Raw genomic sequence first — 14,874 nt, forward strand, 5'->3', positions numbered from 1 at the left:
GAGCGACAATCAGATGAAGGACGGCGAACTGGACTCCGTGGACAAGCACATCCTCTACTACCTCCAGGGGGACGCCCGGGGAACGTCCTCGAGCGACATCGCCGAGCGGCTCGACCTCTCGGCGAGCACGGTCCGAACGCGACTGAACAAACTCGAGGAGTCCGGGATCATCCGCGGATACCACCTCGACATCGACTACGACCTCGCCGGCTACCCGCTGTACACGAAGATCATCTGCACGGCGTCGGTCTCAGAGCGGGGCGGGCTCGCGAACCGCGCGCGGGAGATCCACGGCGTCACCGCCGTCAGAGAGATCATGACCGGTGAGCGGAACGTCTACGTGAACGCCGTCGGGCGCGACCACGACGACCTGAATCGGATCACCGAGGAACTCGACGCGCTCGGACTCACGGTCGTCGACGAACAGCTGATCCGCGACGAGCACGTCTGCCCGTTCCGGGGCTTTCTCGACTCGCCCGAGGAGGAGTTCGACGGCGACGCCGACCGGGATCCGTAGCCGGTTCCTCGTCGCCGCCGGATCGGTTCACGGCGACAGTTCACATACGCCGATCAGTTCACGTCGATTCGGTGGCCGTCTTCGTCGCCGTCGGCGACGGTGGGAAGACTGACCGTGAGCACGCCGTTGGTGTACGTCGCGCTGGCGTCGTCCTCGTCGACCGCGGCGGGGAGGCTGACCGACCGCCGCAGCGAGGCGGCCCGGCGCTCACGGCGCAGATACGCGCCGTCGTCGCCGTCCTCGCGGGCCGTGGTGCGCTCGGCGTGGATCGAGAGGACGCCGTCGCGGACGGTCACGTCGATGTCCTCGCGCTCGAATCCGGGGAGGTCGGCCACGACGACGACCTCGTCGTCGTACTCGGCCACGTCGATGTCGACGCCCGAGCGTCGCGATCCGTCGAGGTCGCCCCAGTCCATGCGGCCGACGCCGCGGGACATACGCTCGAACATCCGGTTCATCTCGTCGAAGGGAGTCATGTTACTCATGGAGTATCACCGGTACTGAGGACGCCCGCTGAGATATTAAATAGGGATGAACACGTGATAGCAGGCTTCAGAGCGCGAACGCGGCGAGGTCCGCCGTCGAAGCCGAGGACGGACCAAGCGTCGCGGCATCCGGTGCTCGCGGCTGCGCTGGGTCGACGGGCAACCGTTTTCACCGCCCGCCCCGCAGGTCGCGTATGGACGTGACCGTCATCGACTACGGCGTGGGTAACCTCCGGAGCCTCCGTCGGGGCCTCGAACGGGCCGGTGCCGACGTGGTCGTCTCGGACGACCCCGACGCGATCCGGGACGCCGAGGCGCTGGTGCTCCCCGGCGTCGGAGCGTTCCGAGAGTGCGTCGCCAACTCCGAGCCGTTCCACGACGTGTTGATCGAGAAGGCCGAGGACACGCCGATCCTCGGCGTCTGCGTCGGCCTCCAGCTCATGTACGAGGAGAGCACCGAGGGCGCGACCGAGGGCGAGACCGTCGAGGGACTCGGCCTCATCCCGGGCCGCGTCGAGCGTCTGCCCGATTCGGTGAAGGTGCCTCACATGGGCTGGAACGAACTCACTCCCGAGCGCGACCATCCCCTGCTCGACGGGATCGAGGCGGGCGAGTACGCGTACTTCGTCCACTCCTACTGCGCCGACGTGACCGACCGCACCATCGCCTCCTGCGAGTACGGCCGGCCGTTCGCCGCCATCGCCGCCAACGAGGCGGGCAACGTCATGGGCACGCAGTTCCACCCCGAGAAGAGCGGCGAAACCGGACTCAGAATCCTGCGTAACTTCGTCGACTACGCCGAGGCCTACCACGCCGGCGAGATCGCCACCGCCGACTGAGCGGTTTGCCGACTGAGCGGTTTGCCGACAGATCGGTCCCCCGATCGTCCGGTCCGCCGACCGCCCGAACCGTCGACGCTACTCCACGTCGATCTGGGTCCCGTCTCCCTCCCCGTCAGGCTCCGGTCTCGGCAGCGTCACCGTCACCACGCCGTTCTCGTGGGTCGCCGACGCCTCCTCTTCGACCGCCTCGCCCGGGAGCCGCAGCCGACGCGTGACCGACCGGACGCGTCGCTCGCGCCGGTGGTAGCGCCCCTCGTCGTCCGTCTCGCTGGCCGACTCCGCGCGTTCGTCTCCCTCCGCGTGGATCGTCAACTCGCGCCCGGACAGCGTCACCTCGACGTCCTCGGGATCGAACCCGGGGAGGTCGGCCGTCACGACGAACGCGTCGTCGCGCTCCAGCACGTCCACGGGAACGTCCGCGCCGCCCTCGACGCCGAGCGTGCGCTCGATGTCCTCCAACTCCTCGCCGACCTGGTCGAACAGGTCCGCGATGTCGTCGAACGGTGACCGTCGAGTCATACGTCCGACTACTCCGTCGCCGAACTTGGGTCTGTCGCCGGCCGGGGGTCAGAAGTCATGGGGCCGGCCGAGGATTCATACGCGATGCCGGGACCAACGCGGATATGCGGTGACGAGTGTCCCCGACGGGACGCGGGTGTGCGACGCCGGCGTCGGGGAGCGCGGCGCGGGGCGTCGCCTGTTCGCCAGCGGATCCCAGCGACGCGTCCGGATCGACCGACCGCTACGACACCACGTGTTCGGTGTCGTACGAGCCGAGCACGGTGACCCAGCCGTCGTCGGCGATCTCCCTGACCGCGTCGACGGCCTCCCGGGCGCGCGCCTCGTACATCCCGGCCTCGAAGTCGATGTGGAACAGGTAGTCGCCGAGTCGCTCGCCGCTGGGTCGCGACTCGATACGCGAGAGGTTCACGTCGCGTTCGGCGAACGATTCGAGGATCTCCAGCAGTAGCCCCGGGTAGTTCGCGCCGGGGTACACCACCACCGACGTCTTGCCGCCGCCGTCGTCGCGTTCGCGCTCTGGCGCGACGACGAGAAAGCGCGTCGCGTTCGAGGAGCGGTCCTGAATGTCCTCCGCGAGCACGCGGAGTTCGACGCCGTCGCCGTCCTCGGGGTCGGCGTTGGCGGGATGGCCGATCCCCGCGACCGTCGGGTCCTCGCGGGCGCGCTCGACGCCGCGGGCGGTCGACGCCACCGCCTCCCTGTGCACGTCGGGGTACTCCCGCTCCAGGTAGTCGCGACACTGCGCCAGCGCCTGCGAGTGGGAGGCGACCGTCTCGAACGACTCCGCCTGCGCCAACAGCGCGTGGCGGATCGGCGTGACGATCTCGCGAACGACGGCCACGTCCGCCTCGGTGAGCGCGTCGAGGCTCTCGGTGACGCTGCCCTCGATGCTGTTCTCGATGGGGACGACGCCGCGTTCGTACGTGCCGTCGGCCACCGAGTCGACGATGGCCGTGACCGACTCGCGGAAGGCGACGTCGTCGGCGACGGCCCGCGCCGCGCGGTGAGAGTAGGTGCCCGCGGGGCCGAGCGTGACTGCCTGCATGCCCCGGGATGCGCCACCGGGACCGATAAGCGCTCCGGGTGTGACAGTTCTTCGACGGCAGTCGTCCCCGCGGACAACTGCCGGCGACTCGCGGCCGAGAGCGACGCCTCAGAACCGATCGCGAAGCTCCGCACGGAGGTCCGCCACGTCGAGGTCCTTCGACGCGAGTAGCACGAGCAGGTGGTAGACGAGATCGGCAGCCTCCGCGGTCAGTTCCTCGGTATCGTCGTCCTTCGCCGCGAGGATCGTCTCGGTCGACTCCTCGCCGATCTTCTCGAGCACGGCGTTTTCCCCCTTCTCGTGGGCGAACAGCGAGGCGGTGTACGAGCCCTCGGGGAGCCGTTCCTTGCGGTCCTCGATGGTCGCGAACAGGGCGTCGAGCACCTCCTCGTCCGCGACCTCGTCGGATTCTCCGTCGTGTTCTCCGTCGGATGCGGGGTCGTCGCTCACGCGTCGACCTCCGCGTCGGCGTCGGACCCGGTATCGGTTCCGGTGTCGGTCTCGGTCGGGAGTTCCGCGTGTTCCTGACGGAAGAACGCCAGGTCGTGGATCCTCGAGTCGGCAGTCAACTCGGGATGGAACGACGTGGCGATCACCGGGCCCTCCCTGACGGCGACCGGGTCGCCGTTCCAACTGGCGAGCACCTCGACGCCGTCGCGGGTCTCGCCCGCGGCGTCACCGTCTCCCTCGGAGTCCACGGACTCGCCGTCGATCACGGGTGCGCGGATGAACACCGCCGGGAACGGCTCGTCGAGCCCCTTCACCGAGATCGGGGCCTCGAAGGAGTCGGCCTGTCGGCCGAACGCGTTGCGGTCGACGCGCACGTCGAGCACGCCGAGCGTCGCGACTCGATCGTCTTTCGCGTCGCGAGAGGCGACGATGAGGCCCGCACACGTCGCGAGCAGCGGCTTGCCGGCGTCGACGTGTGCGCAGATCTCCTCGTCGATCCCCTCCTCGCGCAGGAGCCGCGAGATCGTCGTCGATTCCCCACCCGGCATGAGCAACACGTCGCAGTCGGGGACGATCCCCGGGTCGCGAACTTCGACGACCTCGGCGTCGACGCCGTGGCTCGCGGCCGCGCGTTCGATCGCGTCGGCGTGCTCGGAGACGTCGCCTTGAACGGCGATAACGCCCGCTTTCATGCCCAGAAATCGGCGGTCGGCGGGTGAAAAGGTGTCGCTGTCGGCGTCGCCGTCGGTCGCCTCAGAAGGCGAACCCGAGGATCAACACGAGGACCCCGAACAGGAGCCCGAAGGCGACGACGGTTCGCGGGTCGATCCGGATCGCGTTGCGGTCCTCGGCGTCGAAATAGCGGACGAGCCCCGCGCTGGACATCAGGCCGCCGCTGTTCTGTCCGCTGCTCATGTCTCAGTCCACGCGAGTGTCCCGCCTAAGCCTTTCGACCGCCGATCGGGTGCCGAGTGAGTAATCCTTATGCACACCCCGTCGCAACGAGCGGTCGGTATGAGCGTTCGACTCAAGGACTTCTACGCGGACTGGTGTGGCCCCTGTAAGACCCAGGACCCGATCCTCGAGGAACTGGAGCAGGACTACCCCGACGTGAGCTTCGAGAAGGTGGACGTCGAGGAGGAACAGGAGATCGCGAACCAGTACCAGGTGCGGTCGCTACCGACCCTCATCGTCGAGAACGACGACGGCGTCGTCGACCGGTTCGTCGGTGTCACCCAGCGCGAGGACCTCGAAGAGGCGCTCTCGAGCGCCGGCGCGTAGGCGTACGCTCCCCGCCGGATCGACGCGGGATCTCTCGGAACCGACTCGGCCCCGACTCGCAACCGTTAACAGGGCCGCGGCCGCTTCTCACGCGTATGGCAAGTTTCGACGCGGCCGAGCGCCGCACGCTCGAAAAGCTCGTGTGCATGCGGTGTAACGCGCGGAACCCGAAGCGCGCCGACAACTGTCGCAAGTGCGGCTACGGGAACCTCCGCCCCAAGGCGAAGGAGCCCCGGACCGCCTGAGGCCGGTCGCGACGCCCGCACGCTTCTCCCGTTCCACCTCGAGTTCGCCTCCGAGAGCGACGGCGTCGGTCGGCCGAACGACCGCCGACTACTGGCGGGCGGGAAACGAGGGCGGCCCGAGAGAGACCGGCCGTTACTCGTCAGGGTACTTCGGCTCGCGGCGCTCGGCGCGCGCGAGCGCACGCTCGATCACGTCGCGCACGGAGTCGCCCGCGGGGTCCGCGTGAAACGGCCCGCCGTGGCCCGCGTACATCGACTCGACGGAGTCGGGGAGCCGATCGAGCAGGTCGCGCAGGCTCTCGATGAGGCGCTCGCGGGACTGGCCGGCCATGTCGGTCCGACCGAAGGAGCCGTCGTCGAACGCGCCGTCGTCGTACACGACCACGTCGCCCGAGAACAGCGCCGTCTCGGCGACGAACGAGACGTGATCGCCGGCGTGGCCGGGCGTGTACACCACTTCGGCCGTCTCGTCGCCGATCTCGACTTCGTCGCCGTCCTCGAGCGCGTGGTCGCGTCGCGGGTGGTCGCCGTACGCGAACAGGTCAGCGTCGTAGGCGTCGAGGACGGCGTCGAGTTCGCCGACGTGGTCGTGGTGTTGATGGGTGAGGATCACCCGGTCCACGGCGTCGGTGTGCTCGGCGAGCACGTCGACGACGCCCGGCATCGTCCCCGCGTCGACGAGCGTCGGCACCGCGCCGTCGACGAAGTACGCGTTACAGGTGAACTCCTCGGCGTCGGCCGTGACATTGACCGCGTCCATGTCCCGACCGTGGGTCGCCGTGCCTAAAAGCCGACCTGCCACGGCAGCTGAGACGTGCGGACGACGCGGCTGTGGTATCGGCCATATTCACCCCTACGCTTTTTAGTGAATACGCAATAGTGTAATCCGTACATGGGCTTCGGGAGCTACGACGAATCCGAGCAGTCGAATCAGGAGATCGATTCCGACCTCGACGACGAAACCGTGGATTCGGATGGCGAGACCCACGACGGCGACGTCGAGTTCGAGATCGGAGCTTCGAACGACGAGCTTCTCGACAAACTCGAGGAGATCAAGGACTGACGCCGCCGGCGACCCGTGAAGTCCGGCACTCGCGCGCTCGGCATCGCCGTCTCGTCGACCGACGGTGCGAGCGCCGACGCCGAAACCGAGGCGAGTGACGGAGTCGAGATCGGCACAGCCACGGCAACCGTCGCGGGCGCGGTCGTCCGGGTCGACCGCGCCGTCGACGGACTCGCCTTCTCGACGTGTTCGATCGGCGGCACCGACGCGACCGCCGCCGTGATCGACTGCTTCGACCGACTCGACCGCGAGGACGTTCGCCACCTCCTGATCGCCGGCGTCGCTCCCGCGTGGTTCAACGTCGTCGACCTCGCCGCTGTGCGGGCGGCCACCGACCGGCCGGTCGTCGCCGTCTCCTTCGAGGCCAGCGACGGCCTCGCCCCGACCCTCCGCGAGCAGTTCTCCGGCGGGGCGCTCGCACGCCGTCTCGCGACCTACGAGTCGCTGCCCGAGCGAGTTCCCGTTCGACTGGACAGCGATGGCGACGACCCGACTGCCGTCGCTCCCGACCTCTGGGTCCGAGCCGTCGGCGTCGACGGGGAACGCGCCCGGCGACTCGTGCGCGCGCACACCCCGGCCGGCCGACGCCGGCCGGAGCCGCTCCGGGTCGCACGGGTGGCGGCGCGTGCCGGGCGGTCGTACCTCGACTCCCCGGATCCGCCGGACCGGGAGTGAGATGCGGACGCGGCCGGTGGAAGCGCGGAGGACAGCGTCGGCGACGACGACGTTGCCGGCGACGTCATCGGTGACGGCGACGGCACCGACAACAGTGACGGTGGCACGGTCGAGGGAGACGGGTAGGTTTACCTCCGCGGCGGGTCGCGTTCCGGTATGAGCGAGCAGTCGCTTGACGGGGACCTGTGCGTGACCGACTGCGAGCGCTGTCCGGCGCTGGTCGAGTCTCGCTCACGCATCGTCGACGGCGTCGGTCCGAGCGACGCCGACCTCGTGTTCGTCGGCGAGGCCCCCGGCGCGAACGAGGACGAGGCGGGCGAACCGTTCGTCGGGCGCTCGGGAACCGTCCTCGACGACGCGCTCCGCGACGCGGGGGTGGCGCGTTCGGACGTCCGAATCACCAACTGCGTCCGGTGTCGCCCGCCGGACAACCGCGACCCGCACGCGGACGAACTGGCGAACTGCCGGGGCTACCTCGCGGCCGAACTCGAGCGCCTCGACCCCGAACTCGTGGTCACGCTCGGGAAGGTCCCGTCCCAGCACCTCCTCGACCGCTCGGTCGCCGTGACCCAGGAGGCGGGCGAGGTGTTCGACGCCCGCGTCGGCGACGCGACGGTTCGACTGCTGGTGTGTCTCCATCCGGCGGCGACGCTGTACGACCGGAGCCAGGCGGACGCGTTCGAGGAGACGATCCGGCAGGCGACGGCGCTCGCGGGGCTGACCGACGGCGACGGCGCGAACGGGCAGTCGCGGCTGGGCGACTACTGATCTCACTCCCCCTCGGACGACGGGCGACTCGGTTCCTCGTCGGCCGACGGGCGACCCCGCTCCTCGTCGGCCGACAGGTCGCGTCTGCCTCGCCACATTGCCCCGACGGCGAGGCCGAACGCCAACCCGGAGAGGTGGCCGCCGTTCACGCCGGCGGGCGCGCCCGGCAGGCTCACGAAGAGGTTGCCCGCGACCTCGACGACCGACGACAGCCCGACGATCGCGGCGACGACATCGAGCGGCGAGCAGTCGCGCCGGTGTCTGAGTCCGCGGACGAGCGCGAACCCGCCCAGGGCGTACCCCAGGCCGCTGATGCCGTAGAAGGCGACCCGCGACTCGGGGCTGTACGCCAGTAACACGGCGTAGCCGACGCCCAGGGTGAGCAGCGCGCCCGTCACGACGAACAGCCAGTAGCCTCGCGGCGAGAAGTGTCGCTCCTGTGGAGCCAGCACGACCAGCACGAGCGCGTTCGAGAGGAAGTGCGGGGCCCCGCGATGGAGGAACAACGAGAGGAGATACACCGCGTCGTCACCGGTGAGAAACAGGAACGCCGTCAGCGCCCGGACCGACGGCGCGCCGGTGAGATACGCCCCGGCGACCTGCAGCAGGAACACGACTGAGGTCAGCGCGACCAGCGCGAGCGTCGTCCGCGTTCGGGCCGCCCGATACTCCCGGACCAGCGCGGAGACGAACGCGCGGAAGTCGTCGGGCGGATCCGTTCGCCCGTCAGTTGCCATCGTCCTCGCCTCGGGGGCAGACGCCCTTAGCACTTGCTCGGCGAGGCGGTCGCTGGCGGACGGTGCGGTCGGAAGAATCTCGAGGCGAGAGCCCGGTACCGTTACTTGCCGCCGCGGTCGCCGCTGGAGACGGACGGCCGGGTCTTCTCGGTTCCCTTGCCGCGCTGGCTCAGGCCGCGGTTGCTCTTGCCCGCGTTCGTGAGCCCGCGGAACGCGCGACCCTTCTGGGAGTCGTCGCAGATCCAGTTGAGTTCGTCGTCGTTCTCGATCGCGGGGTGCTCGGGGTCGACGAGGATCACCTCGGTCCACTTCTGGGAGCCGTCCTGGCCCACCGAGTAGGAGGCGAGCACGCGGAGGTTCGGGAACTTCCGCGAGACGCGCTCCTCGCCGATGCGCTGGATGGACTTCCGGCGACCGATGCGGTTGACGCCCTGGCGCTTCGTCCGGCGGCCGGCCTTGTGGCGCTGCTTGCGCGCGCCGCCCTTGCGGACGGAGACGCGCGCCATCACGACGCCCTGCTTGGCCTTGTAGCCGAGTTCGCGCGCCTTGTCGAGGCGGGTCGGCCGGTCGATCCGGACGATCGCCCCCTCGTCGCGCCACTCCTGCTTGCGCTGCCACTGCAGTTCCGCGAGCTTGCCCTCGTCCTGGTTCCGCCAGGCTTCCTTGATGTGGGAGTAGAAGCTTCGTGCCATTGGTGGTCTCCGCGGGCGCTTGCGATTCAGCCGCGTCGAGGAACCCCCGAGCGGCCACATTTCGTCCCGGCGTACCGGGTGCCCGCCGGCGGCCCACCTGCCGGCGAGTTACCCGTAGTTCCGCGCTCGCGCTGTTAAGGGCTACGTTTCTCCTCCTCCGGCGGTCGAGGGCTCTGCGGACGCGTCGCAGTCGCGGAGATCGCGTCCCCGCTCAGCCGTCGCAGGTGAACGTCACCCGCTCTCGGTCGCCTCCCTGCGTCGTCCGGCCGGTGACGGTCACCTCGCCGATCTCGTCGGTGGCGGGGACGTGGGTGCCCGCGCAGGCGGTTCGGTCGAACGGGCCGCCGTCGCCCGCGGTTCCGCCGTCACCGTCACCGTCGTCGCCACCACCGATCTCGACGATTCGAAGCTCGGTGATCGAGTCGGGAAGCAGGTCGATCCGGGTCCGTTCGGTGTCGAGTTCCGCCTCCGCGACCTCGCGGTCCATCGTGTAGTGGCGCACCGGAAGCCCGTCCTCGACGAGGCCGTTCATGCGCGCCTCCACGTCGGCGAGGTCGGTCTCGGTGAACTTCGGGTACTCGGCGTCGAGGCGAGCGCGGTCGGCGTACAGCTGGTTGCCGACGGTCCGGGCGTCGAACTCGTCCAACAGCACCGCCGAGAGGAGGTGCTGTGCGGTGTGATACCGCATGTGTGCGTATCGTCGATCCCAGTCGAGTTCCCCCCGGACGACGGTCCCTTCCGGCGGTGCCGGCCCGTCGAGGTGGTGGTAGATCGTGTCCGTCTTCTCCACGTCGCCGACGGAGAACTCGTCCCCGGCGGAGACCCGCCCGCTCGACGCGTCGGCCGCATCGTCCGCCGCGTCCGCGTCGCTACCCGGATCGACGACTCGAAGCGTCCCCGTGTCGTTCGGCTGGCCCCCGCCGGTCGGATAGAAGTGCGTGCGGTCGAGGACGACCCGGTCGTCGAGCGCGCGCTCGACGGTCGCCTCGAACTCCCGGACGGTGCTGTCGGCGAGGTACAGTTGCTCGGTCACGTCGTCTCGAAGCCGGGGAGCGGACTTAGCCGTTGGCCACCCGGAACGCGACGCGCCCGTCGACGGCGTCGGCGACCGAGCGCGGTCGTCGTCGGCCGCACCTGTCGTAACGACTAAGAACGGAACGGGCCCTATCATTCCGTAATGAGAACGACGTACGTCTCTTTCGACTCGACCGACTACAGGAGGTGGGTGCCGTGGGCGTCGAAATAAAGGGCTCGCGGGTCACCGCCGAGGAGTTCGCGGACATGGAGCACTTCGTCCGCGAGTACCTCGCCGCCTCCGTCGAGAGCGAGGACGACGGCGGCCGGATGCGCTGGTACCCGTGGCACTCCGCGGAGTACCGCTTCAACCACATCCTGAACGTCGTCGACATCGCCGAGGAGATCGCGGCCAAAGAGGGTGCAGACACCGACGTGGTGCGCGTGGCCGCGCTGTTTCACGACGTGTCGAAGCTCGAGGCCGACCAAGACGTCCACGCCGAGGAGGGCGCGCGCGTCGCCCGACAGTACCTCGAGACCCGCGGCGACTACCCCGAGTCGTTCATCTCGGCGGTGTGCTCCTCGGTCGAGGACCACTCCTACCAGGGGCCGCTCTCGGACCTCGCGCTGGAGACCCGGTGTCTGATCGAGGCGGACCTCCTCGACAAGGTCGGCGCGAACGGCACCGCCCTCATGGTCCTCCGCATGGGCTACGAGGCGCGCACGCACATGGACGCCGCCGAGATGGTCCAGCGCGTGCTGGAGCGCGGCCGCGAGCACGCCTCGCGCGTCGAGAGCGACACCGCCGAGTCGATCGCCCACGAGCGACTCAAGCGCGTGCGCTGGTTCCGCGAGTGGCTGGAGGAGGAGGTCGCGCGAATGGACCGCGACCGCGACGATGTCGGCGACAGCGACCGCGACGACGACTGAGTCGAGGTCGACGACCGCACCGCGACAGCGCCCGCGACGAACTGAGTCGTCGGCGACGATCGAACCGGACTGCGACCGCGACAGCGCCGCGGTCGGCGTCTGCGACGCCGCCTACTGCCCGTTCCTCAGACCGTATCGAGCACGCCAAGGACGCGCTCTTCGGCCTCGCGGCCGGGGTCGTGCTCGCTCCCGTCGCGGTCGGCCTCGCTGTGCTCGGCGACGGTGCGCTCCATCGCCTCCGCGAGCGGCGTCGACTCCCAGCCCAGCGCCGCGAGCTTGCTCGTGTCGAGCACGTGCGGGTACTCGCGGTAGAGGATGAAGTCCTCGGCTTCGAGGTCGGCGGCCGCCAGCTCGCGCTCGCCGGCGTGGACCGCTTCCACGTCGGTGTCGGCGGCGTCGGCGATCACCTCGACCATCTCCTCCATCGTGACCAGCCGGCGGTCCCCGACGTTGTACGCCTCGCCGGGCTCGCCCTCCTCGGCGACGATCCGGAGGGCGCTTGCCACGTCCTCGACGTACGCGCGGTGCCAGAGGTTCTGTCCGTCGCCGGGGACGACGACCCGGTCGTGATTCAGCACGCGGTCGATCCAGTAGTCCAGCCGCTCGGTGTAGTCGTGCGGGCCGTAGACGATGCACGGCCGGACCGCCATCGCGTTCACGCCGTCCTCGGCGGCCGCGAACACCGCGCGGTCGCCCTCGGCCTTGCGCGGGCCGTACGTCTCGTGGGAGTCGTCGGTCGCCTGCTCGTCGGTACAGGCGCACAGCTCCGTGTCCTCCTCTCGCTTGGGGATCTCCTCGACGCCGTAGGCGGCCCCCGAGGAGATGTACACGTAGCCGTCCGCGTCGGCGAACAGGTCGGTCGCGACGCGCACGTCCTCCGGGTAGTAGGCGACGCAGTCGATGACGACGTCGGGGTCGACGGAGAGCTTCGCCGCCCGCAGATCCGTGTCGTCGCGTCGGTCGCCCTCGACGTGGGTCACCGATTCGTCGTCGGCGAAGGGGTTCTCGTGGTTTCCCCGATTGAAGATCGTCACCTCGTAGCCGTGATCGAGCAGGTCGTCGACGACGTGTCGCCCGATGAATCGGGTGCCGCCGATGACGAGCGCGGTGTCCGTCATGCACGAGCGGTCGGGTCGACGGCCGAAAAGCCCGCGGATGTCGGCCGTCTCAGCCGTCGTCGAGCGCCTCGAGCACGGCCTCCTCGGTGCGGCGGTCGAGCGACGACTCCGGGCCGGTGACGCCGCCGTCGACGTGCGCGCGAGCCGTCTCGGCGACGGACGCCGCAGGCGGCGTCGGCTCCCACCCGAGGGCGGCGAGCTTCTCGGTCGCGACCAGCGCCGGCCGGGGCGTGTACAGCGGGACCGACTCCGGCTCCACGTCGTGGGCGGCCAGTTCGCGCTCGCCGGCGTGCACCGGCTCCACGGCGGTGTCGAGCGCCGCGGCGATCAGCTCCAGCGACCGATCCAGCGAGTAGGCCGAGCGGTCGGCGGCGTTGTACGCCTCGCCCGGCTCGCCCTCCTCGGCGACCAGCAGGAGCGCGTCGGCGAGGTCGCGCACGAACACCCGGTGGAGCAGCGACCCGCCGTCGCCGGGGACGAGCACGCGCTCGTGTTCGGCCACGCGGTTCACCCAGTAGCCGAACCGCTCGGTGTAGTCGTGGGGGCCCTGCACGAGCATCGGACGGACCGCCATCGCCTCGACGCCGTCCTCGGCGGCCGCGAACACCGCGCGGTCGCACTCGGCCTTGCGGGGCCCGTACGTCTCGGCCGAGTCGTCCTCCTCCTGATCCGGCTCGCAGGGGTGCAGCGCCGTCTCGCCCTCGCGCATCGGTACGTCGCCGCCCGCGTACGCCGACCCCGAGGAGACGTACACGTAGCGCGCGTCGGCGAACACCGTCGTCGCCTCGCGCACCTCTCCCGGGTGGAGGCCGACGAAGTCGACCACCACGTCGGGGTCGACGGCGTCGCGGGCGTCCACGAGCGCCGCGCGCTCGGTCCGGTCGCCGGTCCGGTTCGAGACGCCCTCGCGGTCGACGAACGGGTCGTCGTGTTCGCCGCGGGTGAGCGTCGTCACCTCGTAGCCGGCCTCGAGAAACGCCTCGACGGTGTGGCGGCCGATGAACCGGGTCCCGCCGATGAACAGGGCGGCGTCGTATCTGGTCACGGACTCCGGTTCGGCGGCGGCGACAAAGCCGTTTGGCTCCCGGCCGGACGCGTGCTCGAGGGGAGTAAGCGTGGACCGTCGACCGCGGCGCTGCCCTCGGCCGGTCCGGGCTCGGCCGGTCCCGGCTCAGACGATCTGGCCCCAGAGCGGTTCGATCAGGAAGAAGAACGCCTGGTAGCCAGCGTACACGACGACGAGCCCGGAGGCGACGATCGCGCCCTTGGGCTTGTCGAGTGCCATGTCGTTGCGCGCCTCGACGCGCCGGGACTCGTACTCGAAGAAGTCGGCGACGACCGTCCCGACGACGAGCACGGACAGCACCATGCCGCCGTGGGGCTCGACGATCATGAACGCGAACGCCAGCGCCATCATCAGGAAGTTCGTCGCCTCGTGCGGGAGGTACCGCGACAGCGCCTCGTCGCCGTCGCCCTCCTCGGCGGCGCGCTCGAAGTTCCACTGTGCGAGCAGCCGAGTCCCGATGTTGGCGAGCACGACAACGAGGATGACGTACGGCAGCACCCCCGCCACGGACTCCAGCGCCCCGAGCGGGACGAGGAACTCAAGCGGTGACGGTAACATACGCGTACGTCGGTCCACGACTCATTAGAAGCTTTCCAATCCCGTGCGGGGTCGCCGGCGGGCCGTCCGACGGTCACGCCTCGGGGACGCGAAGCAGCGCGACGCGCCCGTCGACGGCGATGCTGACGGGCGTCTCCGGCGGGACGACGCCGGCGTCGTCGCCGTCGACGATCAGCCGGACGGCCGCCTCGTCGCGTTCGACCCGAAGGACGACCTCCTCGCCGAGGACCCAGGTGTCGGTCATCGTCGCGAACGGCGACACCGGGACCACGGACAGTCCGGTGCCGGGCGCGATCACAGAGCCGCCGGCCGCACGCGCGTACCCGCCCGACCCCGCAGGCGTGGCGACGACGACGCCGTCCGACCGGAACCGATCCACTCGACGCCCGCCGGCGTCGACCGCGTACTCCGATATCCGCGCCGGCTCGACCGTCATGAGGGTCGCGTCCAACAGCGCCCGCTCGCGCCGGTCCTCCCCGACCGTCACCGAGAGCATCGCGTGCTCGACGGGGCGCGCGTCGCCGGCGACGACCGACGCGAGCGCCTCGCTCGCCTCGGCCCGCGGCACGGAGTGAGGACCGCCGCCGCCGTCGACCGGAAGCACCGGCGCGGCCGGCTCGCCGAGGGCCGTCTCGACGAGCGCGCGCTCGCCGAGCGTCGCGACCGCGTCGGGGTCGGCGTCGGCCGCGACGACCTCGCCGCCGGCGGCCTCGACGGCCGCCCGGAGGGTTCCGTCGTCGCCCGACAGCGCCGCGCGGAACTCGCTCATCGACCCGGGGTTGACGTGGGGCCGACTTAACGAACGGGATACGCGTCTGCCCCGTCCGGGGAACGGCCGGTCCTTCTCTATCTCTCGCCCGCTCTCC

Annotated in this window: 22 protein-coding genes; 8 read left to right on the top strand and 14 right to left on the bottom strand. The window is 70.1% G+C overall.

The window, feature by feature from the left end; translation table 11 throughout:
* Positions 1 to 13 precede the first annotated feature (13 nt).
* Positions 14 to 517, top strand: a complete 504-nt coding sequence (locus Hbl1158_RS04675; protein WP_234299474.1) for an Lrp/AsnC family transcriptional regulator — start codon at positions 14 to 16, stop codon at positions 515 to 517.
* A gap of 53 nt (positions 518 to 570) precedes the next feature.
* Here the strand turns inward: Hbl1158_RS04675 and Hbl1158_RS04680 are convergent, their stop codons facing one another.
* Positions 571 to 1,002 carry an Hsp20/alpha crystallin family protein gene (locus Hbl1158_RS04680; RefSeq protein WP_234298897.1) on the bottom strand — a complete coding sequence of 144 codons (432 nt, stop codon included), beginning with the start codon at positions 1,000 to 1,002 and terminating at the stop codon, positions 571 to 573.
* Positions 1,003 to 1,196: 194 nt separating this feature from the next.
* Here Hbl1158_RS04680 and hisH point away from each other — a divergent pair, with 194 nt between their 5' ends.
* Positions 1,197 to 1,841, top strand: coding sequence for an imidazole glycerol phosphate synthase subunit HisH (gene hisH / locus Hbl1158_RS04685; RefSeq protein WP_234298898.1), 645 nt, complete (start codon positions 1,197 to 1,199; stop codon positions 1,839 to 1,841).
* Positions 1,842 to 1,919: 78 nt separating this feature from the next.
* Here hisH and Hbl1158_RS04690 read toward each other — a convergent pair whose 3' ends face one another.
* The 5 genes from Hbl1158_RS04690 to Hbl1158_RS04710 all read right to left on the bottom strand — a co-directional run bounded on the left by Hbl1158_RS04690 (position 1,920) and on the right by Hbl1158_RS04710 (position 4,776).
* Entirely contained in the window at positions 1,920 to 2,363 is a 444-nt protein-coding gene (locus tag Hbl1158_RS04690; protein ID WP_234298899.1) for an Hsp20/alpha crystallin family protein, read from the bottom strand.
* 223 nt (positions 2,364 to 2,586) lie between these two features.
* Positions 2,587 to 3,411: a prephenate dehydratase gene (pheA, locus tag Hbl1158_RS04695; RefSeq protein WP_234298900.1), complete on the bottom strand. Its 825-nt coding sequence runs from the start codon at positions 3,409 to 3,411 to the stop codon at positions 2,587 to 2,589.
* Positions 3,412 to 3,519: 108 nt separating this feature from the next.
* Positions 3,520 to 3,861 carry a phosphoribosyl-ATP diphosphatase gene (gene hisE / locus Hbl1158_RS04700; protein ID WP_303647443.1) on the bottom strand — a complete coding sequence of 114 codons (342 nt, stop codon included), beginning with the start codon at positions 3,859 to 3,861 and terminating at the stop codon, positions 3,520 to 3,522.
* Positions 3,858 to 4,553 (bottom strand): pyridoxal 5'-phosphate synthase glutaminase subunit PdxT, encoded by a 696-nt coding sequence (gene pdxT / locus Hbl1158_RS04705; RefSeq protein ID WP_234298901.1) that lies wholly within the window; start codon positions 4,551 to 4,553, stop codon positions 3,858 to 3,860. The genes hisE and pdxT overlap by 4 nt, the downstream gene beginning before the upstream one ends.
* 61 nt (positions 4,554 to 4,614) lie before the next feature.
* Complete coding sequence (locus tag Hbl1158_RS04710) at positions 4,615 to 4,776, bottom strand: preprotein translocase subunit Sec61beta (protein WP_234298902.1); 162 nt, start codon at positions 4,774 to 4,776, stop codon at positions 4,615 to 4,617.
* Between the two features lie 99 nt (positions 4,777 to 4,875).
* Here Hbl1158_RS04710 and Hbl1158_RS04715 point away from each other — a divergent pair, with 99 nt between their 5' ends.
* Both Hbl1158_RS04715 and Hbl1158_RS04720 read left to right on the top strand, forming a co-directional pair.
* Positions 4,876 to 5,142 (top strand): thioredoxin family protein, encoded by a 267-nt coding sequence (locus Hbl1158_RS04715; protein WP_234298903.1) that lies wholly within the window; start codon positions 4,876 to 4,878, stop codon positions 5,140 to 5,142.
* A gap of 95 nt (positions 5,143 to 5,237) precedes the next feature.
* Positions 5,238 to 5,387, top strand: a complete 150-nt coding sequence (locus tag Hbl1158_RS04720; RefSeq protein WP_234298904.1) for a 50S ribosomal protein L40e — start codon at positions 5,238 to 5,240, stop codon at positions 5,385 to 5,387.
* 133 nt (positions 5,388 to 5,520) lie between these two features.
* On the opposite strand, the gene Hbl1158_RS04725 is transcribed toward Hbl1158_RS04720, so the two are convergent.
* Positions 5,521 to 6,147, bottom strand: coding sequence for an MBL fold metallo-hydrolase (locus Hbl1158_RS04725; protein ID WP_234298905.1), 627 nt, complete (start codon positions 6,145 to 6,147; stop codon positions 5,521 to 5,523).
* 132 nt (positions 6,148 to 6,279) lie between these two features.
* On the opposite strand from Hbl1158_RS04725, the gene Hbl1158_RS04730 reads away from it, so the two are divergent.
* The 3 genes from Hbl1158_RS04730 (at position 6,280) to Hbl1158_RS04740 (ending at position 7,893) form a co-directional block, all read left to right on the top strand.
* Positions 6,280 to 6,450 carry a DUF5786 family protein gene (locus Hbl1158_RS04730; RefSeq protein ID WP_234298906.1) on the top strand — a complete coding sequence of 57 codons (171 nt, stop codon included), beginning with the start codon at positions 6,280 to 6,282 and terminating at the stop codon, positions 6,448 to 6,450.
* A gap of 15 nt (positions 6,451 to 6,465) precedes the next feature.
* The gene (locus Hbl1158_RS04735) at positions 6,466 to 7,125 is read left to right on the top strand and encodes a DUF99 family protein (protein WP_234298907.1); all 660 of its coding nucleotides are present in this window, start codon (positions 6,466 to 6,468) and stop codon (positions 7,123 to 7,125) included.
* 156 nt (positions 7,126 to 7,281) lie between these two features.
* Positions 7,282 to 7,893 (top strand): uracil-DNA glycosylase, encoded by a 612-nt coding sequence (locus Hbl1158_RS04740; RefSeq protein WP_234298908.1) that lies wholly within the window; start codon positions 7,282 to 7,284, stop codon positions 7,891 to 7,893.
* 2 nt (positions 7,894 to 7,895) lie between these two features.
* On the opposite strand, the gene Hbl1158_RS04745 is transcribed toward Hbl1158_RS04740, so the two are convergent.
* The 3 genes from Hbl1158_RS04745 to Hbl1158_RS04755 all read right to left on the bottom strand — a co-directional run bounded on the left by Hbl1158_RS04745 (position 7,896) and on the right by Hbl1158_RS04755 (position 10,355).
* On the bottom strand, positions 7,896 to 8,630 hold the full coding sequence (locus Hbl1158_RS04745; RefSeq protein ID WP_234298909.1) for a rhomboid family intramembrane serine protease: 735 nt from the start codon (positions 8,628 to 8,630) through the stop codon (positions 7,896 to 7,898).
* A 101-nt stretch (positions 8,631 to 8,731) separates the two neighbouring features.
* Positions 8,732 to 9,322: a 50S ribosomal protein L15e gene (locus Hbl1158_RS04750; protein WP_234298910.1), complete on the bottom strand. Its 591-nt coding sequence runs from the start codon at positions 9,320 to 9,322 to the stop codon at positions 8,732 to 8,734.
* 211 nt (positions 9,323 to 9,533) lie between these two features.
* Positions 9,534 to 10,355 (bottom strand): alanyl-tRNA editing protein, encoded by an 822-nt coding sequence (locus Hbl1158_RS04755; protein WP_234298911.1) that lies wholly within the window; start codon positions 10,353 to 10,355, stop codon positions 9,534 to 9,536.
* A gap of 197 nt (positions 10,356 to 10,552) precedes the next feature.
* Here Hbl1158_RS04755 and Hbl1158_RS04760 point away from each other — a divergent pair, with 197 nt between their 5' ends.
* Positions 10,553 to 11,266, top strand: a complete 714-nt coding sequence (locus Hbl1158_RS04760; protein ID WP_234298912.1) for an HD domain-containing protein — start codon at positions 10,553 to 10,555, stop codon at positions 11,264 to 11,266.
* Positions 11,267 to 11,391: 125 nt separating this feature from the next.
* On the opposite strand, the gene Hbl1158_RS04765 is transcribed toward Hbl1158_RS04760, so the two are convergent.
* From Hbl1158_RS04765 to Hbl1158_RS04780, 4 genes are all read right to left on the bottom strand, one after another.
* Positions 11,392 to 12,384 carry an NAD-dependent epimerase/dehydratase family protein gene (locus tag Hbl1158_RS04765; protein ID WP_234298913.1) on the bottom strand — a complete coding sequence of 331 codons (993 nt, stop codon included), beginning with the start codon at positions 12,382 to 12,384 and terminating at the stop codon, positions 11,392 to 11,394.
* 49 nt (positions 12,385 to 12,433) lie between these two features.
* Positions 12,434 to 13,429: an NAD-dependent epimerase/dehydratase family protein gene (locus Hbl1158_RS04770; protein ID WP_234298914.1), complete on the bottom strand. Its 996-nt coding sequence runs from the start codon at positions 13,427 to 13,429 to the stop codon at positions 12,434 to 12,436.
* A gap of 126 nt (positions 13,430 to 13,555) precedes the next feature.
* Entirely contained in the window at positions 13,556 to 14,008 is a 453-nt protein-coding gene (locus tag Hbl1158_RS04775) for a hypothetical protein (RefSeq protein WP_234298915.1), read from the bottom strand.
* A 73-nt stretch (positions 14,009 to 14,081) separates the two neighbouring features.
* The gene (locus Hbl1158_RS04780; RefSeq protein ID WP_234298916.1) at positions 14,082 to 14,777 is read right to left on the bottom strand and encodes a hypothetical protein; all 696 of its coding nucleotides are present in this window, start codon (positions 14,775 to 14,777) and stop codon (positions 14,082 to 14,084) included.
* Positions 14,778 to 14,874: the final 97 nt, after the last annotated feature.

Origin of the sequence: Halobaculum sp. CBA1158 (genome assembly GCF_021431925.1) — an archaeon.
Classification (GTDB): Archaea; Halobacteriota; Halobacteria; order Halobacteriales; family Haloferacaceae; genus Halobaculum.

Excerpts from the sequence above, each read along its gene's own strand:
- Hbl1158_RS04675 (WP_234299474.1), top strand. The coding sequence starts at position 14 with ATGAAGGACGGCGAACTGGACTCCGTGGACAAGCACATCCTCTACTAC.
- Hbl1158_RS04680 (WP_234298897.1), bottom strand. The coding sequence starts at position 1,002 with ATGAGTAACATGACTCCCTTCGACGAGATGAACCGGATGTTCGAGCGT.
- hisH (WP_234298898.1), top strand. The coding sequence starts at position 1,197 with ATGGACGTGACCGTCATCGACTACGGCGTGGGTAACCTCCGGAGCCTC.
- Hbl1158_RS04690 (WP_234298899.1), bottom strand. The coding sequence starts at position 2,363 with ATGACTCGACGGTCACCGTTCGACGACATCGCGGACCTGTTCGACCAG.
- pheA (WP_234298900.1), bottom strand. The coding sequence starts at position 3,411 with ATGCAGGCAGTCACGCTCGGCCCCGCGGGCACCTACTCTCACCGCGCG.
- pdxT (WP_234298901.1), bottom strand. The coding sequence starts at position 4,553 with ATGAAAGCGGGCGTTATCGCCGTTCAAGGCGACGTCTCCGAGCACGCC.
- Hbl1158_RS04710 (WP_234298902.1), bottom strand. The coding sequence starts at position 4,776 with ATGAGCAGCGGACAGAACAGCGGCGGCCTGATGTCCAGCGCGGGGCTC.
- Hbl1158_RS04715 (WP_234298903.1), top strand. The coding sequence starts at position 4,876 with ATGAGCGTTCGACTCAAGGACTTCTACGCGGACTGGTGTGGCCCCTGT.
- Hbl1158_RS04720 (WP_234298904.1), top strand. The coding sequence starts at position 5,238 with ATGGCAAGTTTCGACGCGGCCGAGCGCCGCACGCTCGAAAAGCTCGTG.
- Hbl1158_RS04725 (WP_234298905.1), bottom strand. The coding sequence starts at position 6,147 with ATGGACGCGGTCAATGTCACGGCCGACGCCGAGGAGTTCACCTGTAAC.
- Hbl1158_RS04730 (WP_234298906.1), top strand. The coding sequence starts at position 6,280 with ATGGGCTTCGGGAGCTACGACGAATCCGAGCAGTCGAATCAGGAGATC.
- Hbl1158_RS04740 (WP_234298908.1), top strand. The coding sequence starts at position 7,282 with ATGAGCGAGCAGTCGCTTGACGGGGACCTGTGCGTGACCGACTGCGAG.
- Hbl1158_RS04745 (WP_234298909.1), bottom strand. The coding sequence starts at position 8,630 with ATGGCAACTGACGGGCGAACGGATCCGCCCGACGACTTCCGCGCGTTC.
- Hbl1158_RS04750 (WP_234298910.1), bottom strand. The coding sequence starts at position 9,322 with ATGGCACGAAGCTTCTACTCCCACATCAAGGAAGCCTGGCGGAACCAG.
- Hbl1158_RS04765 (WP_234298913.1), bottom strand. The coding sequence starts at position 12,384 with ATGACGGACACCGCGCTCGTCATCGGCGGCACCCGATTCATCGGGCGA.
- Hbl1158_RS04775 (WP_234298915.1), bottom strand. The coding sequence starts at position 14,008 with ATGTTACCGTCACCGCTTGAGTTCCTCGTCCCGCTCGGGGCGCTGGAG.
- Hbl1158_RS04780 (WP_234298916.1), bottom strand. The coding sequence starts at position 14,777 with ATGAGCGAGTTCCGCGCGGCGCTGTCGGGCGACGACGGAACCCTCCGG.